Below are 16385 nucleotides of genomic sequence, written 5' to 3' on the forward strand. Positions count from 1 at the left end.
ATTTATGCAGAATTTACTTAACTTTATTTAAGTGAACTTTAGTTTACTTAACTTTTACTTTCGTTTACTTTCGTTTATTTTCGTTTTACTTTACTTTCCTTTACTCATACCCCCCCGATCGCCCCCGTACCGCGCTGGGGATAATTAATGATATTTAATAATATTTTCTAATATTTTTTCATACCCACGCAAAACGCCGGAAACCTTTGCAGCGTATAGCTTTCGAGCCGTTTTTGTGATACAATTAAAGTAAAATTTGCACAAAACCGATGGAAGAATTTATCAATTTCCGGGGCAAGAATTTGCCGGCCACCATGATCACCGTAGGGGGGCAAGATTTTCTAATTGCAGCCGTGGGCGATCGGCAGGACAGCGCTATTGCCGACATTTACGCACAGCAGAATATCGAGATTGTACCGGGACTGAAGGTAATGGAGAGAAAATCTGGGACGTTATTTGAGATTTTATCGCAGCCATCGGGGCATCTCCGGCACGTAAGGATAAAGGATACCCGCCGCAATTTGACGCCTATCAATGTGACCGAGGATCGACTGCGGCAAGATTTTCGATTTGTGGGCTGAAGCCGTGCGGGATGCCCGTAACGCCGATCGCAATTAATACAGTTAATACAGTGTTTGGGCGGGTGTAAAAATTGTATTAATTGTATTAATGGCGGCGGGTGCGATCAATTCGGCGACGCGACCGCATCGGACTCAGCCTCAAATCAGAAGCCAAAGTCGGCTCGCCACCATAAAAGGGTTCAGGAAGAATATCGGGGCAAGTGCTGTGAGTCCATCTAACGAAGTAAACCCAAGTGTTGGCCGCTAAACAATGTCCATCAGCTTCGGGAACCCAGCGCATACCCAAAATCTCGCCAAAATCAGTAGCAAACTCTGGAGCATCGTCATCATCTGGCTCCCAGTCATAAGCCACCAAGTCACCCATCTTGAACTCTGGGGAGGGATAAAGAGAGCGAGGCTGAGAGCGTAAAACAAGGAACGGCAAAGCGACGGACGCTGCTTTCTGCAGGAAGTCGCGCCGAGCGAACGTAAACAATTGCGATCTCCCTTCCGGACAATCGGCTGAATGTGACATGATTATTAGGCTCCAAGCGTTGTTATGAACGTTGGGGGAAGTCCTCCGAACTTCGGTGCTACTAACACCGGGCAAGGGGGCATATCAAATCTTCCTTAAACTTACGATCGCTCTTTTCCAGCCGCTTGTCAATGAGTGGCTGGAAAAGTTTTATGAAAAAGCCTGCAATTTGAAATTTTAAAACTGCGAGCAGGCATATCGCCAGATACTTGCAGCGATCGTCCCTTCTTCGGGGATAACCGATTCCCTGTCGGCGCGTTCTAAGGGGACTTCTCGGATTAACGAGCCTTGATTGCTCATCAAGTCAAGCCCGCGCAAGGCTAGAGTTCCTTTGAAGCAATCAGCCTGATATCGCTGCCTAAAAGACCGTCTCCCAGCGGTAGTGGCTAGGGTCATGGTGCGAAAAGTGTTTTGCTTGACCCCTGCGTCAAATAGCTTGACTTGGGAGGCCGTGTCGAAAAAGACTCGATCGCCACTTTCAGTTTTGGTTATTTCTATCCATTGGGGCTGTTGAGCTTGAACGGTTGTCGCAGTGGCAAGGCTTAATATTGTGGCTGCGATTATTTGGATTAACTTGTGCATATTTTCCCTTGGTTGGAGCTTTACGCTGATTATCCGACGTACTGCATATTTTTCAGTGAGTTCGATCGCTCGCTCAAAACATCCCATCAAGTAAATCGGTAACGTCCGCTTGGTCGCGCCCCCGGTTATCGTCATAAATCATTAAGGTGTCTAGCTTCCGGTGGCGGCTCAATTTTTGCACCTTACGTACATTCCCATCCGTCGCATCCAGCGCCGCCGTAATAGCTGAGTGTCTGATGCGGTGAGGGGACATCTGCTTTTTGATGCCAGCATTTTCGCTGTGTCGCACAACAATCTTACGGATACCGTCGCCAGTCAGCCGATGTCCTGAATTAGCAAAGTCAAGCGCGGTAAACAGCGGGGTATCATGCGATTGGTTCCCGCCCTTAGCTTCGAGCCAGTCAGCGATCGCCAGCACGGTCGCCGTCCCCAAGTCCACGTTTTCCGACTGAGTGCCACGTCCCTTACCGAGAATCCGCAAATTCTTAGTCACCGGGTCAAAGTCGCGAACATCTAACTGGCTGATTTCATTCCGTCTCAGCGCGTTACCCCAGAGCAGTCTAAGTAGCGCATAGTCACGCTTCCCTGCTAGAGTTGCCCGATCGCACTGCTGCAAAACTCGCTCAAAAGTCCCGGCGTCAACTCCGGTGGTATCGCGGTATTTAGCGACTTTTTCACCCTTAATGTCCCCTAAAGCATAATGACATACGCCGAGCTTGCGCCCCATCTCTACCAGCGACTTGATGGCAGCCAGCCGCCGATTAACAGTAGCTTCCTTGAGTCCCTTGTCGATCAACTTAGCTTTGTACTTGAGAACCACCGACACAGCCTGACGTTCTTCCAGGTGCAAGAATTCCAAAACGTTATCAGGCACGGCGGGCATTCCCGTCATAGTTTGCAGAAAATCATTCACGTCCTTCTCATAGGCACGGCGGGTATTTTCGGAGCGCTTGTCAGCGAGTAATTGTTTGAGCACGTCGGGGTCGGTGTCTAAAGTGTCAAAGTGCCGCTCAATTTTGGCATTGAGGGAAGCTTCGAGGGTGGCTGTTACAAGTTCAATTTTATTCATTTTACGGTATTGATAAGGGATATTTCCGATAACAGTAGGGCAAAAAGGGGCCCCACCGGGTTTAGGGTGGGGCAACTAAATCTAGGCGGCAAACTTCAGCCGCTTAAGTTGGTTGAGGGCCGCCGACTGATTTTCTTCCTCAAGGACGATCGCTGGTATCGTTTCGCCGGCTCGTGGGTTAAGTTGTCGCGCCAGAACTGCGGCGTGATATTGGAGATGACCGCTGATAACCTTGTACCCGCTACTGTCTCGCACCAACACCGGGGGAATCACGAAACCGCCGATCGCCAAACTGAGCTCGCCCAAAACCTCTAGCTCGAACTGATCGAAGTTGCTGGCAGGAATATCAGAGGTGATCCGTTTGACGGCGACTAGCGAGAGGTTGAGCTTCTTAGGTGCGATCGGTTGCACCCGTCCCCGTCCGTTATCTCCCCTGTTGGGGGGTTCGTCATTGGTTCCGATCGCGGCTGGCGCTATGGGTGCGCGGGTAACTGCTGCTGTGGTGGTTGCGTGGCTTGCTGCTGCGGGTTTTGAAGGTGCGCTGGTGACTGCGGGTGCGATGACTTCGACCGCTGGCAGTACCCACTCTTCTGTGTGCCGATCGCGGCAGTTCGGGAAAGTCACAATCAGGCAGGTGCGGCCGTCCTTAAGAATTTCTTTGCCGACTACGCGGGCGATCGGGCAAAAAGGCTTGCGAATTACGTCGCCGACTGCGGCTTCTGCTGTTGCGTCGGGCCAGATTTTGGGTTGAGGAACCCTGGTGAAAGATGTGGGGGAAGTCGGGCGGGTGATCGTTGCTGTAGCGGTTTGTGCTAATTTCATGGTTAGTCCTTTTCTGGGCTGATTCCACCGCTCTAGGCCTCGTAAACTTTGGGCGGTGGTTTGTTTGGTATGTTACCATCATAGCTAGATACCATACTATATACAATACCAGTAACATACAGATAACTTATGGTGTGTTACTAGAGTAATGAGATACCGCTTATAGTGTGTTACTGACAGTATGTTACCCATGCTTTCAGCCAGAGAGGGACGGCCCTCTCAACCGCTTAGCCGATCGCCCGCAGGTCAGCCGGTGTAACTATCGCCTTGAGTCTCCGTGTTATATTGGCTGCTGTTCCGCGAGCATCAACTTTTTTGGATTTAGCCAGTGACCGCAGAGTAGGTAGGGGCATATTAGCCAGCGCTTGCTCGACATCCATCTCTGGCGCGGGTTCCGGCTTGATCGGCGCGTCGGGTTCCGCCGTAGCTTCAATATCAATCACTGGGTTGGTATCGGCTGCTGTAGTGGGTTCCGGTGCTGTCGGTTCGATCGGTTCCGGCTCGACTGTTTCGGCTGGTGTAGGGGTGGCTGATTCTAAGAATGCGATCGCATCGGTTCCGAATTGCGCGTTAACTGCCGCCTTGAATGTAGGGATTTCGGCAGGGTCAACGTGTCCCAACATTGACAGCGCGGTTCCGATTTGTGCGATCGCAGATTGGCAAGCTTGCTCGACTGAAAGTAGTTGTTGCTGGTGTTCCTGTAATTCGCTGAGCTTGGCTTGTAGGGCTGCGATTTGGGCGTTAGTGGCGTCAATGGCTGAAGCGATTTGGTTGAATTTGGCGGCTAGTAATTGCATGGTGATTTTTCCTGTGGTGTGTAGTGAGTGAATAGGTGAATCGGGGGGGTGGAGGGTGTCACCCCTCCCGGTTGGTTATTTAGTTGTGATGACTATCGAAAACTTCTTGGATAAATTCAGAAGCAAAGATTAACTGGAATTGCTGGAATGATTCGATCGGTTTGTTGAAGATTGTGATCGTTTCGTCATCAAGCACATCGACTTGTACTCCGTAGCCTGTGGCTGATGTGCTGTCCATATAGATCAGGACTTCCACCATGATTTCGTTGTTCTGATCTTCGTTGGCGTAACCTTTAAACCAGAAGCCCGATTTGCCGCTGTCAGTGCAATTCATGTCAAACTGGATTTTTTTAGATTGCTGAAGTGCTAGCAGCGCGGTGGAGATAAGGCTGTGTTCGATATTCATTTTTCTAGGTTCGGTGTGGTGTGTAGCGCGGGCTGTGTCGCTTCCCTTTGCTTGGTATGTTACCACTATAGCAAGGTATCTTACTAAATACAATACCAGTAACATACAGATAACTTATAGTGTGTTACCAAGACATACTTAAAACTTATAGTGTGTTACTTGTCTATTAGGTATGTTATCGTGATGTTGTACTGACCGATGGGTAACATACATGGCAACCGATAAGAAACATATCGCCGTATACCTTGATAAAGCTGTAGAGGATGCGCTGAGCAAGTTTTGTACTGATAACGGGCTGGAATCTAAAAAAGGGCTGATGTATTCGGCGGCGGTCAATAAAGCGCTGGCACAATTTTTTGAGGTAGAAAGCACCACACCTAGCAACACACCGGGTAACACAGCTAGCACCACACCTAGCGACATACCCGACAACTTAGATCAGCGTATTGCCGAAATTGTTGAGCGGAAGATGTCGGGTGCGATCGAACAACTGAGGACTGAATTGGGGGAGTCCGCAGCCTGACCGATCGCACCGATGAATCGCTCAGGCAAGAACTCAAACAAACTCAAGACGAACTCGCAGCAACCAAACAGGAATTGGCAACACTGGCAGCCGATCGAGCGCAACTCCAAGCTGACCTCGATCGGACGCTGGCAGAGCTGGCAGAACTCAAGGAAAATCCGCCGGGGACGATCGAACAGAACCCGGCACAAGCGATCGACCTATCCGAGCAAATACCGGAGATCATAAATTTTCTCAAGGAACTGCTACCCCCAGACACCAAGTGGCCCAAGCGGGTAATGCCCAAGCTGAGGGAGCATCTGGAATCTAAGGAGGGCTAGCGTCGGGCGATCGCACCCAAAAACAAAGAGCCCCCAGCAAGATGCCGAGGGCTTTTTTTATGAAGGGTATTAGTAATTGGTAATTGGAAATTAGTATTTCATCCTTTTTCCCCAATTGCTTGCAGTATAGCGGGTCTAGGGCTGTTGCGCGCTTCCTTCGTCAGATCGCCTAGTGTGTTGTTAGGTATGTTTCCCGGTATGTTTCCCGGTATGTTTTCCGGGTATGTTGCGCTCGTTTATGTTGGCAATGTTCAGCGATGGATGTTCAGTGGTTTAGCTCTTGCAGAATTCGATTAAAGCTTCACACTCGATTCTTGACCGAAACCAGTTCATCGGCTTGATGGTGAGTTTTTCATCATTGCAGGACGAAGAGATGAAACCTTCATCCTCAAAACAGCCACCTACTTCGTACAGGCTTGTTAATTCGCTTAGCAATTCTTGCTTGTACTCCTCTGGTGCTTTTTCTAGGTTTGCCCCCCACATTTTCGTACAGACATCGTAAAAGCTTTTATCTCCTATCATCTTTTTTTCTCCTATTAGTTGTTAGTTCGTTTCAGTCAAATTGTCTGTAACAACGTAGCGCTCGTTTATGTTGTCGATGTTCAGCGATCGATGTTCAGTGCTGCCATCTGATCGTCGGTTAATTGCTGAATCTGCTGCGGTGGCTGCCAGCGAGGGCCCCAGCTCTGCCGAAGTTTGGGAAGGGCGATCGGACTGGGGAAGAGTTCGGCGGCACTAACCCAAACTCCAACACCGGAAATCTGACTCGCATAGTAGGTATCAAACTGTTGGCGTGATACCCTTGCCAGTTGCCCTTGCTCAGATTGCTGCCACAGTCGATCGAGCGGTAGTGTTTCACGCTTCACAAACCGCACGATTCCTAATACTTCCGCAGTCGGCAAGGTGGCATAAATTGCGATGGTGTCGCCCGGTTTTAGAGAGGTTCCAAAACTGCCTTTTCTGAGTTCGATCGACTTTGGGTTGTGGCTGAGGAAGAAGGCAGAAGCCCATCGCAGGTGTACCGATATGAGGAAGGTGCGATTCATTTTCCCTTCCCCATCAAGGTTAGAAATGGATTCAAGAGCATTAAGCAAACAGTTGCAACCCTTAAGTAGTTGGAAACAATCGGGCGCAATGGCGATGGGGTTCGGTTGTTTCCATTCAGGTTCCAAAAGATATCTTGATGGATTAGTTTGTGCGCGTCTGGTGAGAGCGGAACGCAATCTCGGACAACCCATTCATTCCTCAAATTCTTGTAATGCAAATGATGCGCGTGTGTTGCTCTTTTCCAGGGACGTAATGCACATCGCTTGCCTGTTGTTGCTAGAACACTGTTGCTCTTTTTGCGCCAGTTACTCGACTGTATATAGAGGGTGTATTCTGTACTTCTTGCCATTGTTTTATTCCTCACCATTAATCAGTCGATCAAGCATTGCCCGCGCCTCAGAATATAGGGCGTGATTTCTCCCCCCTGGACGTACACCCCAAAGCAGCCAGATGGTTTTTTCCTTGCCTAAGTTTCGGGCAATTACTAATTTTGCTAATTGCAGTCGATCGGAGTGTTCCGAGAGCGGAAATTCCTCCGAGAAGACAGGGGGAAGGGTTTCCGCCAGCACATCAGCCAAAAGAGCTTCCAAGCGTTCCGCCCTTGTTCCATAAGGGTTTCCGAGGTTTTCCGCGCCACTCTCTGCAAGCTTCCCAGAGTTTCCGGGTGCCGCGTCGGTGACTGTGCTGTGGGTAGTGGGAAGGGTACTAATTGCGTCGTTGTGTGGGGTGTCTAATTTAGCCAGTTTAACCAAATTACGATTAGTTAGAGACTGCCCGGGCATCTTAACCATTGCCTCAAATCGGGGTGTTGCTCGCTCAGTTTCGGCGTTATATTCGCCCAAAATTTCAACCTCTAGCATAGATTCATCTCTCAAAGCACCCATGCCTTTTGCATCGCCCAAGCCTGCAAGATTGCGCGTGTGACTGACAATTATTGAGTAGCATTCGGCTTTGCGGATGTCGCTGTTTACGGTCTGAAAATGCTCACCACTGTTGTTACACCGCTTACTCCAATTCGTGAATTCCTCACCCACAATTGTTAGCTGTTGAAATGTGGGATTTGACTGACTGCTGATTGTCTTGTAACGGTCTTTGACTTGTTTCTGAAACCAGACTAACTTTGCATCGATCGCCTCATAATCCATGCCCGCTCCAACAACCTCGCATCCCTCCCATTGCCCGCAGGCTGCATGGGGGTCTAGGACAATTACCCGATGCCCTTCTTTGAGCCGCTTAGCGACCTCTTGCTCTGTAAATGTGGATTTACCCGCGCCCGGTACGCCGTAAATTAACAAGCTTGGATACTTGCTTAGGTTGGGCATTTTTGGGTCGGTTGTTCGATCGGGTTCAGGTTTGATCGCCGCCGATGTTCCCGCCTCCACTTTGTCGCCGGGGTGTGCCACACTGTCGAGCGTCGTTGTGCCTGTAAGTAGCGCTTGCTGTTCGTGAGGACTGATGCCGAGAGATTGGCAGTAGGTAGTTTCGAGTTCATCCTCAAAAGCTCGCTCATCGGCCTCTGCTAGCTTCTTGTACCGCATCTGAGTGCCAGCCATTTGATATGCAGCTTCAGCAGCGTAGTTGAATTCATGAGCTTTCTCTTGATACTTCTTAATCCGCTGGCGTACAGGCTCTAATTCCCCTTCCTTGCGGGCAATGAGCATCACTGCCACCATGCCACCAGTAGCCAGCAGAGCGAGCAAGATTTTAATCCCCCCATACCCGCGCTCAAGGCTTCTGAATTCAGCTTTAGGCGGGACTAACCATGCTGGCTGAGATTCAATTCGGTTGCCTATTCTGTACTCAATCCGGTCATTGAATGGGAGCGCGGTAGCTCCAACAATTCCGGCGAAACTTACCCCTAACAAACCTGCAACAATTGGCTGATTTATATTACTTAACATTACTTAACTTGCTCCAAATCTGCGTACCTACAAAACCGAAAGTAATCACGATTAGCGCACCGCTAAAAATCAGCATTTGAGAATTGGCAATTATCCAAGCCAGCCACGCATCCCAGTTCCCTGCAATCAGCGCCGTGCCGATGGCAATTAGGATTAGCAGTGCGCGGACTTGGGCGGAGCCTTTAGAAGAAGCAGTAAATATTGCCAGCCCCAAGCCAATACCAGGGACAAGGATTACAGCAGCAGGAATTAGCGCCGGAATCCCGCGAATGATAAGGCTTGCAGCCAACCCACCACTAAAATAAGCGCCAAACTCTCCCAAGTTTCCTGTTAGGTTCCAGAAGCGTTCTATGCCACTAATTTCGTCAACTTTCTGGGTTTGAGTTGGCTTGAACTGTTCGGGAGTTCCTGCATTTAAATAATCAAAGTCTGAACCAAATTCTGAAGCGTCAAATTCTTGTTGGTACATACAAAAAAAAGCGGGCCGTTCTGACCCGCTGCTACCGTGTATTAGTTGCGACCAGAGAAAAAGCCTAAAAGCCCGTCTAATAAGCCTTTAGAGTTGTTACCCATGCCAGAGTTGCCCGCGCCGGACGCGCCTGGTACAGCGGGAACTGGGTCAAAGTCTTTGGCATTAATGTAATTGTTGAAAGCCGAGCGTTTAGCCTGCATTGCTATCGCTTGCTGAGGACTCGCTTGGATTGCTTTAAGGCTCTGCTGAAAACCGTTCTGCTGAATCTGTCCTTTGGCTTGATGGTTTGCCTTTATGAGTAGCAATCGCTGGCGGAAATCCATGTTTTGCAGGGTTTGGGTAGAGGCTCCCTCGACCTTGATTAAGCCCAATTCATGCTGCAATTTCTGAGTTAGATTGATGATGTTTTGGTCGTACTTTGCACCCGCTGCAATTGCTTTGGCGACATACTTCTTAATCTGCAAAGCATCAGTCAACCCGGACTCAACCGCCTCAAGGGTTAACCGCTCGATTTCTACTTCATTGCTGCGGGCTTTGGCATCATGGCGGTTGTAAGCGGTTCTGAGCTGTTTCTGTAGCTCCAAGATTTTTGCTTGCCTGCCTTTGGCGTTGACCATCTCCGGCGTGAGGGGCCCGGATTCATAGTCGAATTCGCGCTTTATCGTTGCAGCGCCCGGTGTTTGGGCTACTCGGATTTTTTGCATCATGATAAAATTCTGCTTAGTACGGTGTACTGAATGAAATCCCCTAGCTCGTGCCAGGGGATGAATTACAGGGCCGGCGGGGTTACTTTCTCAGGGCATCCCGTCGGTTTTGCATTTGGTTCAGTCTGTTGCTTAAGTTGTCGGCTTCGGCGTGTCCGATCGCCGGCAAGTATTCGCCCCGCCGCCAACTGTCGCCAAGCTCGATCGCGCTTCCTAAATCCAGCCCAAGCATTACATACTGGCACTCAGGAAAATCCATCTCGCCACCTTCGGATTCTTCCTCTGGTAGAGCTTGATAGCCGATCGCAAAATTGTCTACAGCTTCCCGCTGTTCCGGGGTAAGGGTTCCGTTGGGATTCAAGTGCTCAAACATATCTAAATGTGATGCCAGCCGATACCGAGAATCGTCGCCGTAGCGCGGGATGCGCTCGATATGGCGTTTGATGTAATCGGGTTCGATTCCACCTGAATTGAAGGCATCGGCGTCGGCATTTCCATCAAAGAAATCAGAGCATTCAAAGGGAGTTAAATCTGCATCGGTAATCATCGTTAATTCCTCCTATTTCGTCACGCTGCCAGCATCATCTGAATTCAGATTAATGCTGTTGTTAATTGTCACGTTTCCGTGAATAATTGTCGGCTCTGGAACTCGCTTGGCTCCAGATTGATAGCCTGTGTCGTAGCCGACTGCAAAGACCAGAGTGCCAGCTACAAGCGCACTGCCAACCATTATCTTTGTCAGGTTTTTGTCGAAATTGTCATCGTCAAGCATTGCCTAAACTTCCTCACTTTTTACGTCGATCGCCTCACCATCTTTTGACAAATCTTTGCGCGTTGGTGTTGGCGATGGCTTGTGATTGATAACCGTGCCAGCGATAAAATCGCCTTCGATTTTTTCGACGTAATTACCGCCCTGGGTATTGATGACCCGTTTTCCAGGTTTTCCATCTTCAAATACAACGCCATTGATAATGCGTACCATGCTTTAAAACTCCATTGGGGTAAAGGTTTCGGCTGCGGATAAAGGGGCGATCGAGTTGTCGGCGATCGGCTGCGAAGTAGCGGCAACTGCCTGCTGACAATGGTTGATTTGCCAAGTAGATAAAAGATGATTTCCGTACCTTGAAAGCAGCAAACTAATCAATGTTGAATAGTCTGCAACCCCTGTCACGTCAAGCAGTTCATCCGCCAAGGGTAAGAATTTACTCGGCATAACGGCGCGTGTTTGTGCCATTTAGTTTTGCTCCTTGTTCAGACCGTAAAGATTGAAAAATTGGGGGCGAGGTGCGACTTTAAAGCGGCCTTTCGACTGTTCGCACATCGGCTGTAATAAGGTGGCAGAACCGCCGATGACAACTAACTCACCCAAGCTAGGTAAATACTTTGCCCAATTTGCTTTGAGTTTTGCCCTGATGTCGGCAGTCCAGGCGTCCCGTACTGCTACGAACTCGCGGCTGAAGTCGATATCGGTTGAGCCATAACAGAGGTTGCCAGAGGCGATCGCATCCATCAACATTCCCGCGTCGGCGGTGTTGCCCACCTTCGGGAGAATGGCTGCTGCCAACCTTTGGGCTAGGTGAGAAGTTCCCGGCAAGACAATATCCGCATCCCGGAGCAAAGCGCCACCGGGGGCAAACAGACGAGCGATCGCAGTTCCGCCGCCGATATCAAGGATGCCGTTCGGGTTTTGGGGATAGCGCCACATTGACCGCCCAAGTGCGAGGTCATAAGCGCCGCGACATTCATCAACCGCCACCACTGATCGGATTGTTGACAAGCAATCATGCCCGTTTACAGAAAATTCGATAGTGGTTTCGAGTTCTTTAAGTTTGGCGATCGTCGCTTGATTGCGAGAATCTGGCGTCGGAATCACCAGCCGTTCGATACGCTGCGGGCTGTCGCTGGCAAGCGCGGGGAGAATCAGCAGATGAGCCAAGTCCGCCTTGCCCGACTCGAAAGCCGGAGCGCCGCCCATCAATTGAGCCAGTCTGCCGACTAAATAGCGCTTGCCATCAAATCCGATTTCGTAGCTTTGATCGTCGGTGCCGCCTTCCTCCCAGTCCGCCAACTCCTTAACGTAAGACGGAATTGAGCGGACTGTCTGACAGTCGATCCACTTGGTGAAACGATTTCCGGGGTCAACAGCCAACACGGGACGCGATACGGCGCGATACGGCTGGATTGAGCCAAGCGTGGTTTGAGAATATGCAATTGTCATGGTTCGGGTTTGCCTTATGGCGTATGGATTAGAGACGATTTTAGAGCCAGTTTTTGAGCAACCGCGCGGGAATGTACGTGTGACCGTTTTGCGCTCAAAACTGGCTTTATTGCGTCTATGAGTGTTAGTATAGCACAAAGACAAATTGACACAATGACAATCTCAAATAAAAGGGCAGATAGCAATGCGACAATAAAAATAAAGTCGTGAGAGCTTGTTTGTGACTGAAGAAACCGAAACCGAAAGAGCTGTCTTTATCAGGGGTCGCGTTCCTGAGTCAGTGCGGGCCCGCTTTAAAGCAGCGTGTGCCTTGCGGGGACAGGATATGGGTGATGCCCTAGGGGAAATGATTATGAAATGGCTGGAAGAGCATGAGCCCAGTCCGTTACCAGCTCGCAGCAAAACCAACCGCAGCGGCAAAGGCAACGGCAAAACGGGGGACGGGCAAGGCTAAAAGCTGATTGGGTTGTGTGATCGCTAGTCAAATTGACAATTTTTTTGCTTGTCAATTTGACAGGCAGATTCTCCTAGCAAAATCTGCCTATTAAAAGCTCTACACGTTAACGTGTACACATCAATATGAGGCATCAAATCGTTAATCAGTGACTCCCTGCTAATTTTGCTACCAAGAATGAATACGATATATCAAGTTATCGTGATTATCTTGATATATCTTATTTACCCTATGTAGTAAATTGCCATAAGTTTTATTGAAGATTGCGAACTTCTTAATGCTATCTGCTACATTAAAGGGAGTTCATTCGATCGAGCAAGAAACTTTCCGATCGCCCGGTTCAAGAATTTGAGGCAAAACCGACAACTAGCAAAAGTTAAGAAGGTGCTTATGCTTTCAACGACAAGAAAACTCAGAATATCTTTCGCGCTTTCCCCCGATCTAACAGAGGCACTTGATACCTATGCTGCCTCTTTCGGAGTGTCTCGATCGGCTTTTGCTGAAGAGGCACTTTGGATTTACCTAAACCAACTCGATAAGCACATGGAATCGAAAACAAAAATACAATTTCAAAACGAAGATGCGCTGGCAGCATAAGGGCTTCAGCGCATCTTTTTGTTATCTAAAACAATCAACTTAACTTTTGTCGTCTGTCCGGGAAGATTGCACGACAAAGTTAGCAAACTACCAACTCGGCATCCTAAGAAGATTGCCTATTGTTATCCCTATCATGCCATACATCAAAAAAAGAATAAAGCGCAAAAATTGCGCTGTTTTTGGGGCTTCTAATAGTACCCCAGATGTCTGTAGCAACGTTCCCGCCATCTGTAGCGGTGCGATCGAGCAAATTCTGAATTCTAGCGCTACCGATAGAGCTACCCATAAGTTTCAAGAGCCTGCAAAGCCTTGTTATCAACCTATCGTACCACAATCCCCTCTAAATACGCAACATAACCGGGGATTGTTTGGAGTTAGCTTTGCAGCGATAAATCCACAATCCACAGTATCCGCGCAAGCAAACCGGGGATTTTCTGCTGTTGGCTTTGAAGCGATCGGGGGTGCAGTGTAATGAAAGCTACTACCTCTACATCGATCGACCTACACTTCAACATTCACGACTACAAAGGACGGTTAACCCCATCCAAAAGAGGGAAGTTCCACTGCCCGGTCTGCAATGATCCAAATTTCAGCATCGACAAGAAGGGCCCTGGATATGCCTGTTACAAAGGTGGTTGTGAGGCTAAAGATATTCAAGAAGCCATCCGCCCCGCCGCCGAAGTTAAACAACTACTAGAGGTCGAGCGCGAACGCAAGAGAAAAACCCCAGTTCCGTACAGCCTATCTGCCAAGCACCTTAAGGAAATGGGACTGAGCGGCATCCCTGAAGATTTGGCGCGGATGAACATTCGATCGGCGGATGATTCTCACCAGATAGCTGAATTCCTGGACTGGAAAGGATACATGGGGTCGATCGGCTGGCTGTATACCGGAGTAGACCCAGAGACGGGATTTGATACTGGTATTGGACAATTTAAGCCTGACGAAAAATTCGCCTTTCCTAACGGCAATCTTGCCAAATATCTAAGCCAGAAACACGCTTACGACGCCGCCTGTTTCAGGGTTCCGATGTGGGTATGGCGTAAAGTCAGCGATCGCTATTCTGTTCCGATGCCTGATGGTACGGCGGTCATAAATGACTCGGACGAAGTAACGGCAGCGTTTTGGCGCTGGGTTTTAGATAATCCGCAGCTACCCATCAGCCCCGCTGAAGGGGGGAAGAAAGCGCTGCTATTACTAGCTAAAGGGCGGATTGGAATCCCGATCAGTGGCGTAGATATGGCAACGATCGGGCGTGGGGTGGATTTAGTACCGAGCCTGAAAAAGCTGGCAGTCAAAGGTCGCCCGGTTGAACCATTCTATGATGCCGACATCATTGAGAAACCTGATGTAGAAAATGCTTTGATGGCTTTCGGTGCAGCGTTGACACGGGCCGGCTGTGTAATTACTGTTCCGACGTGGGATCTAAAACTGGGTAAAGGTGTTGACGATTTGGCTGTTAACGAAGGTGAAGCTTGGGAAAGTTGCCTTACTGTCTTGAGCTACAAAGATTGGCTCAAAAAATTGGAACAGCAGCGGCAGGAATCCAAAAAGCGATCGCCCGTCAAGAAAAGCAAAGATACGGTTGATTCACTTAAACGAAGCTTTGACAAAGACTCAGCCGAAAGTAGCTCCCCCGCCAAATCCAACAATAAGCGGCTTCTTAATCTAATTGGAGCCCAATGGGGAGAGCGACTGAGACTGAACGAGATGACTCAGCAAGTAGAGATGGATGGATCAGAAATAAATATCGATCCAATCTACTTCCAAATTGCTGAGGAACTGGATGTAGATGTCCCCAAGCAAAAGGCTTCGGATTTGGTCGTCATGCTGGCAAAGAAAAATACTTATTCCCCAGTTCGCGACTATCTGAATTCGCTGACAGATATCGCGCCAATCAATCTAGAATGCCTTGCCCTCCGATACTTCGGCACAGATAACCCGTTACACGCGACACTGCTTAAACGCACCCTAATTGCTGCTGTAGCAAGGGTATTTAAGCCTGGGTGCAAGGTAGACACCCTCTGCATACTCCAAGGCGACCAAGGCTTCCTAAAGTCAACATTTTGGCAAAAACTAGCAGGTGAAAATTGGTTCACCGACAATCTCAACGAAGGAAATGAGAAAGACGAAAAATTAAAACTTCGACGCTACTGGCTATTAGAATTCTCCGAGTTTGAAACCGCTTATAAACGCAAAGAAGTTGCACAGCTCAAAGCTTTTTTATCTTCCTCGACTGACAGCTTAAGAGTGCCTTATGGCAAGGCAATTGAGGATTTCGCCCGAACCTCGGTTTTTGTCGGGTCAACAAACGGGGAAGAGTTCCTGCACGACCCCACAGGTGAGCGTCGTTACTGGGTAATTCCTGTCACGCAGCGAATTCCTGTCAGACTCCTTGAGAGGGAGCGAGATGCAATTTGGGCTGCTGCTGTTGCTGCTTATAAGGCTGGTGAACAGTGGTGGCTAACTCCTGAAGAGGACGCTTTACTTGCTCAAGCAAACCAGGGCTGGCAATCAAATGATGTCTGGGAAGCAGATATTTTGGATTATCTACAGCATAGAGAAGTTTGCACAATCTCCGAACTCCTGACAAAGGCTATCACAGTCGAGTTGCAACACCAAGACAAACGCGGTCAGATGCGCGTAAGCGTGATTTTGCGGCGTAATGGCTGGACAAAAGCTCCCACCCAAAGACGGATTGATGGGAAACAACAATGGTACTGGGAAAGAAAGGTGGTGACAGGTGGTGACGGGGTGGTGACAGAGGTGGTGACACCCTTAAACCCTCTCCCTGTAAGTATTCCAGAAGTAGTGTCACCACCTGTCACCACTTTTTTACCAAACTTTCCTCAAAATTGTAATTCTGCTAACGAACCAGACGAACCAGACGAACCAGACGAACCAGAAAAAAAGAAAAGTTTTGAAAATCGAGGTGGTGACACCCCCGCCGAAAATCTTGAAACTCCACCAGGGCAAGGGCTAGAAGGTGTCACCACCTCCCCGTCACCACCTCAAATTATTCACAATCCGATCGCGTCGCCGGAACCCGAAACACCACCAACAGCAGCGCCAGAGTCGATCGTTTTGCTAATTAAAAAGGTACAAGCTGCGGAAACTTGGGCCGAGGTTGAGTCGGTGTGGAATGGGGACGAAGGCCTCAAGCGTCAAATAAAAGGCTACCTTTCGGTGGCAGAGCTTAAGAGAGTTGGCAGACTGTACAAAAAAGCTCAGTCACAGCCGCAACCAGTAGAGCCGATCGCACTTCCCGATAACTCACAGGAGCCGGAACTGGTAGAACCCACGCCGGAACCAATACCAGAGACAGAGACACCAGCAATAGAACCGATCGCACTTGCCTACAACCCGGAATCGGAAATA

At 49.1% G+C, this 16385-nt stretch carries 23 protein-coding genes; 7 read left to right on the top strand and 16 right to left on the bottom strand.

Going from position 1 to position 16385, the window contains the following annotated elements; genetic code table 11:
• Positions 1-269 precede the first annotated feature (269 nt).
• On the top strand, positions 270-581 hold the full coding sequence (locus QUA34_RS28630; RefSeq protein WP_333234182.1) for a hypothetical protein: 312 nt from the start codon (positions 270-272) through the stop codon (positions 579-581).
• 85 nt (positions 582-666) lie between these two features.
• Here the strand turns inward: QUA34_RS28630 and QUA34_RS28635 are convergent, their stop codons facing one another.
• From QUA34_RS28635 to QUA34_RS28660, 6 genes are all read right to left on the bottom strand, one after another.
• Positions 667-945 (bottom strand): hypothetical protein, encoded by a 279-nt coding sequence (locus QUA34_RS28635; RefSeq protein ID WP_333390740.1) that lies wholly within the window; start codon positions 943-945, stop codon positions 667-669.
• 327 nt (positions 946-1272) lie between these two features.
• Complete coding sequence (locus QUA34_RS28640; protein ID WP_333390742.1) at positions 1273-1677, bottom strand: hypothetical protein; 405 nt, start codon at positions 1675-1677, stop codon at positions 1273-1275.
• A 73-nt stretch (positions 1678-1750) separates the two neighbouring features.
• Positions 1751-2746 carry a tyrosine-type recombinase/integrase gene (locus QUA34_RS28645; protein ID WP_333390744.1) on the bottom strand — a complete coding sequence of 332 codons (996 nt, stop codon included), beginning with the start codon at positions 2744-2746 and terminating at the stop codon, positions 1751-1753.
• Positions 2747-2827: 81 nt separating this feature from the next.
• Positions 2828-3568: a hypothetical protein gene (locus tag QUA34_RS28650; protein WP_333390747.1), complete on the bottom strand. Its 741-nt coding sequence runs from the start codon at positions 3566-3568 to the stop codon at positions 2828-2830.
• Positions 3569-3795: 227 nt separating this feature from the next.
• Entirely contained in the window at positions 3796-4365 is a 570-nt protein-coding gene (locus QUA34_RS28655; protein WP_333390750.1) for a hypothetical protein, read from the bottom strand.
• Between the two features lie 79 nt (positions 4366-4444).
• Complete coding sequence (locus tag QUA34_RS28660; protein ID WP_333180692.1) at positions 4445-4771, bottom strand: hypothetical protein; 327 nt, start codon at positions 4769-4771, stop codon at positions 4445-4447.
• Between the two features lie 211 nt (positions 4772-4982).
• On the opposite strand from QUA34_RS28660, the gene QUA34_RS28665 reads away from it, so the two are divergent.
• Together QUA34_RS28665 and QUA34_RS28670 are read left to right on the top strand one after the other, a co-directional pair.
• Positions 4983-5294 (top strand): hypothetical protein, encoded by a 312-nt coding sequence (locus tag QUA34_RS28665; RefSeq protein WP_333390753.1) that lies wholly within the window; start codon positions 4983-4985, stop codon positions 5292-5294.
• Positions 5295-5368: 74 nt separating this feature from the next.
• The gene (locus QUA34_RS28670) at positions 5369-5614 is read left to right on the top strand and encodes a hypothetical protein (RefSeq protein ID WP_333390755.1); all 246 of its coding nucleotides are present in this window, start codon (positions 5369-5371) and stop codon (positions 5612-5614) included.
• Positions 5615-5887: 273 nt separating this feature from the next.
• Here the strand turns inward: QUA34_RS28670 and QUA34_RS28675 are convergent, their stop codons facing one another.
• From QUA34_RS28675 to QUA34_RS28720, 10 genes are all read right to left on the bottom strand, one after another.
• Positions 5888-6136: a hypothetical protein gene (locus QUA34_RS28675; protein WP_333390758.1), complete on the bottom strand. Its 249-nt coding sequence runs from the start codon at positions 6134-6136 to the stop codon at positions 5888-5890.
• Between the two features lie 80 nt (positions 6137-6216).
• Positions 6217-6660 (bottom strand): hypothetical protein, encoded by a 444-nt coding sequence (locus QUA34_RS28680; RefSeq protein WP_333390761.1) that lies wholly within the window; start codon positions 6658-6660, stop codon positions 6217-6219.
• A gap of 354 nt (positions 6661-7014) precedes the next feature.
• The gene (locus QUA34_RS28685; protein WP_333390764.1) at positions 7015-8562 is read right to left on the bottom strand and encodes a hypothetical protein; all 1548 of its coding nucleotides are present in this window, start codon (positions 8560-8562) and stop codon (positions 7015-7017) included.
• A complete protein-coding gene (locus tag QUA34_RS28690) occupies positions 8552-9031 on the bottom strand; it encodes a hypothetical protein (RefSeq protein ID WP_333390766.1) in 480 nt (159 codons plus the stop codon). The genes QUA34_RS28685 and QUA34_RS28690 overlap by 11 nt, the downstream gene beginning before the upstream one ends.
• A 41-nt stretch (positions 9032-9072) precedes the next feature.
• Positions 9073-9741, bottom strand: a complete 669-nt coding sequence (locus QUA34_RS28695) for a hypothetical protein (protein ID WP_333390768.1) — start codon at positions 9739-9741, stop codon at positions 9073-9075.
• Positions 9742-9820: 79 nt separating this feature from the next.
• Positions 9821-10285, bottom strand: coding sequence for a hypothetical protein (locus tag QUA34_RS28700; RefSeq protein ID WP_333390770.1), 465 nt, complete (start codon positions 10283-10285; stop codon positions 9821-9823).
• A gap of 12 nt (positions 10286-10297) precedes the next feature.
• Entirely contained in the window at positions 10298-10510 is a 213-nt protein-coding gene (locus QUA34_RS28705; protein WP_333390773.1) for a hypothetical protein, read from the bottom strand.
• Between the two features lie 3 nt (positions 10511-10513).
• Positions 10514-10720, bottom strand: a complete 207-nt coding sequence (locus QUA34_RS28710) for a hypothetical protein (RefSeq protein ID WP_333390776.1) — start codon at positions 10718-10720, stop codon at positions 10514-10516.
• A 3-nt stretch (positions 10721-10723) separates the two neighbouring features.
• On the bottom strand, positions 10724-10972 hold the full coding sequence (locus QUA34_RS28715; RefSeq protein ID WP_333390779.1) for a hypothetical protein: 249 nt from the start codon (positions 10970-10972) through the stop codon (positions 10724-10726).
• Complete coding sequence (locus QUA34_RS28720) at positions 10973-11956, bottom strand: ParM/StbA family protein (RefSeq protein WP_333390782.1); 984 nt, start codon at positions 11954-11956, stop codon at positions 10973-10975. It lies immediately after the preceding gene.
• A gap of 220 nt (positions 11957-12176) precedes the next feature.
• Between QUA34_RS28720 and QUA34_RS28725 the strand changes: the two genes are divergently transcribed.
• The 4 genes from QUA34_RS28725 to QUA34_RS28740 all read left to right on the top strand — a co-directional run.
• A complete protein-coding gene (locus tag QUA34_RS28725) occupies positions 12177-12410 on the top strand; it encodes a plasmid partition protein ParG (RefSeq protein ID WP_333390785.1) in 234 nt (77 codons plus the stop codon).
• 390 nt (positions 12411-12800) lie between these two features.
• Positions 12801-13007: a CopG family transcriptional regulator gene (locus QUA34_RS28730; RefSeq protein ID WP_333390788.1), complete on the top strand. Its 207-nt coding sequence runs from the start codon at positions 12801-12803 to the stop codon at positions 13005-13007.
• Positions 13008-13140: 133 nt separating this feature from the next.
• Positions 13141-13479, top strand: coding sequence for a hypothetical protein (locus QUA34_RS28735; RefSeq protein WP_333390791.1), 339 nt, complete (start codon positions 13141-13143; stop codon positions 13477-13479).
• Positions 13479-16385, top strand: a 2907-nt coding sequence (locus QUA34_RS28740) for a VapE domain-containing protein (RefSeq protein WP_333390793.1), incomplete at its 3' end; no start/stop codon positions are given. The genes QUA34_RS28735 and QUA34_RS28740, both read left to right, overlap by 1 nt.

This window comes from Microcoleus sp. POL10_C6 (genome assembly GCF_036701585.1).
Taxonomy (GTDB): domain Bacteria; phylum Cyanobacteriota; class Cyanobacteriia; order Cyanobacteriales; family Microcoleaceae; genus Microcoleus.

Excerpts from the sequence above, each read along its gene's own strand:
- QUA34_RS28730 (WP_333390788.1), top strand. The coding sequence starts at position 12,801 with ATGCTTTCAACGACAAGAAAACTCAGAATATCTTTCGCGCTTTCCCCC.
- QUA34_RS28635 (WP_333390740.1), bottom strand. The coding sequence starts at position 945 with ATGGGTGACTTGGTGGCTTATGACTGGGAGCCAGATGATGACGATGCT.
- QUA34_RS28735 (WP_333390791.1), top strand. The coding sequence starts at position 13,141 with ATGCCATACATCAAAAAAAGAATAAAGCGCAAAAATTGCGCTGTTTTT.
- QUA34_RS28685 (WP_333390764.1), bottom strand. The coding sequence starts at position 8,562 with ATGTTAAGTAATATAAATCAGCCAATTGTTGCAGGTTTGTTAGGGGTA.
- QUA34_RS28650 (WP_333390747.1), bottom strand. The coding sequence starts at position 3,568 with ATGAAATTAGCACAAACCGCTACAGCAACGATCACCCGCCCGACTTCC.
- QUA34_RS28700 (WP_333390770.1), bottom strand. The coding sequence starts at position 10,285 with ATGATTACCGATGCAGATTTAACTCCCTTTGAATGCTCTGATTTCTTT.
- QUA34_RS28705 (WP_333390773.1), bottom strand. The coding sequence starts at position 10,510 with ATGCTTGACGATGACAATTTCGACAAAAACCTGACAAAGATAATGGTT.
- QUA34_RS28630 (WP_333234182.1), top strand. The coding sequence starts at position 270 with ATGGAAGAATTTATCAATTTCCGGGGCAAGAATTTGCCGGCCACCATG.
- QUA34_RS28715 (WP_333390779.1), bottom strand. The coding sequence starts at position 10,972 with ATGGCACAAACACGCGCCGTTATGCCGAGTAAATTCTTACCCTTGGCG.
- QUA34_RS28640 (WP_333390742.1), bottom strand. The coding sequence starts at position 1,677 with ATGCACAAGTTAATCCAAATAATCGCAGCCACAATATTAAGCCTTGCC.
- QUA34_RS28665 (WP_333390753.1), top strand. The coding sequence starts at position 4,983 with ATGGCAACCGATAAGAAACATATCGCCGTATACCTTGATAAAGCTGTA.
- QUA34_RS28655 (WP_333390750.1), bottom strand. The coding sequence starts at position 4,365 with ATGCAATTACTAGCCGCCAAATTCAACCAAATCGCTTCAGCCATTGAC.
- QUA34_RS28660 (WP_333180692.1), bottom strand. The coding sequence starts at position 4,771 with ATGAATATCGAACACAGCCTTATCTCCACCGCGCTGCTAGCACTTCAG.
- QUA34_RS28690 (WP_333390766.1), bottom strand. The coding sequence starts at position 9,031 with ATGTACCAACAAGAATTTGACGCTTCAGAATTTGGTTCAGACTTTGAT.
- QUA34_RS28710 (WP_333390776.1), bottom strand. The coding sequence starts at position 10,720 with ATGGTACGCATTATCAATGGCGTTGTATTTGAAGATGGAAAACCTGGA.
- QUA34_RS28695 (WP_333390768.1), bottom strand. The coding sequence starts at position 9,741 with ATGATGCAAAAAATCCGAGTAGCCCAAACACCGGGCGCTGCAACGATA.
- QUA34_RS28680 (WP_333390761.1), bottom strand. The coding sequence starts at position 6,660 with ATGAATCGCACCTTCCTCATATCGGTACACCTGCGATGGGCTTCTGCC.
- QUA34_RS28720 (WP_333390782.1), bottom strand. The coding sequence starts at position 11,956 with ATGACAATTGCATATTCTCAAACCACGCTTGGCTCAATCCAGCCGTAT.
- QUA34_RS28675 (WP_333390758.1), bottom strand. The coding sequence starts at position 6,136 with ATGATAGGAGATAAAAGCTTTTACGATGTCTGTACGAAAATGTGGGGG.
- QUA34_RS28645 (WP_333390744.1), bottom strand. The coding sequence starts at position 2,746 with ATGAATAAAATTGAACTTGTAACAGCCACCCTCGAAGCTTCCCTCAAT.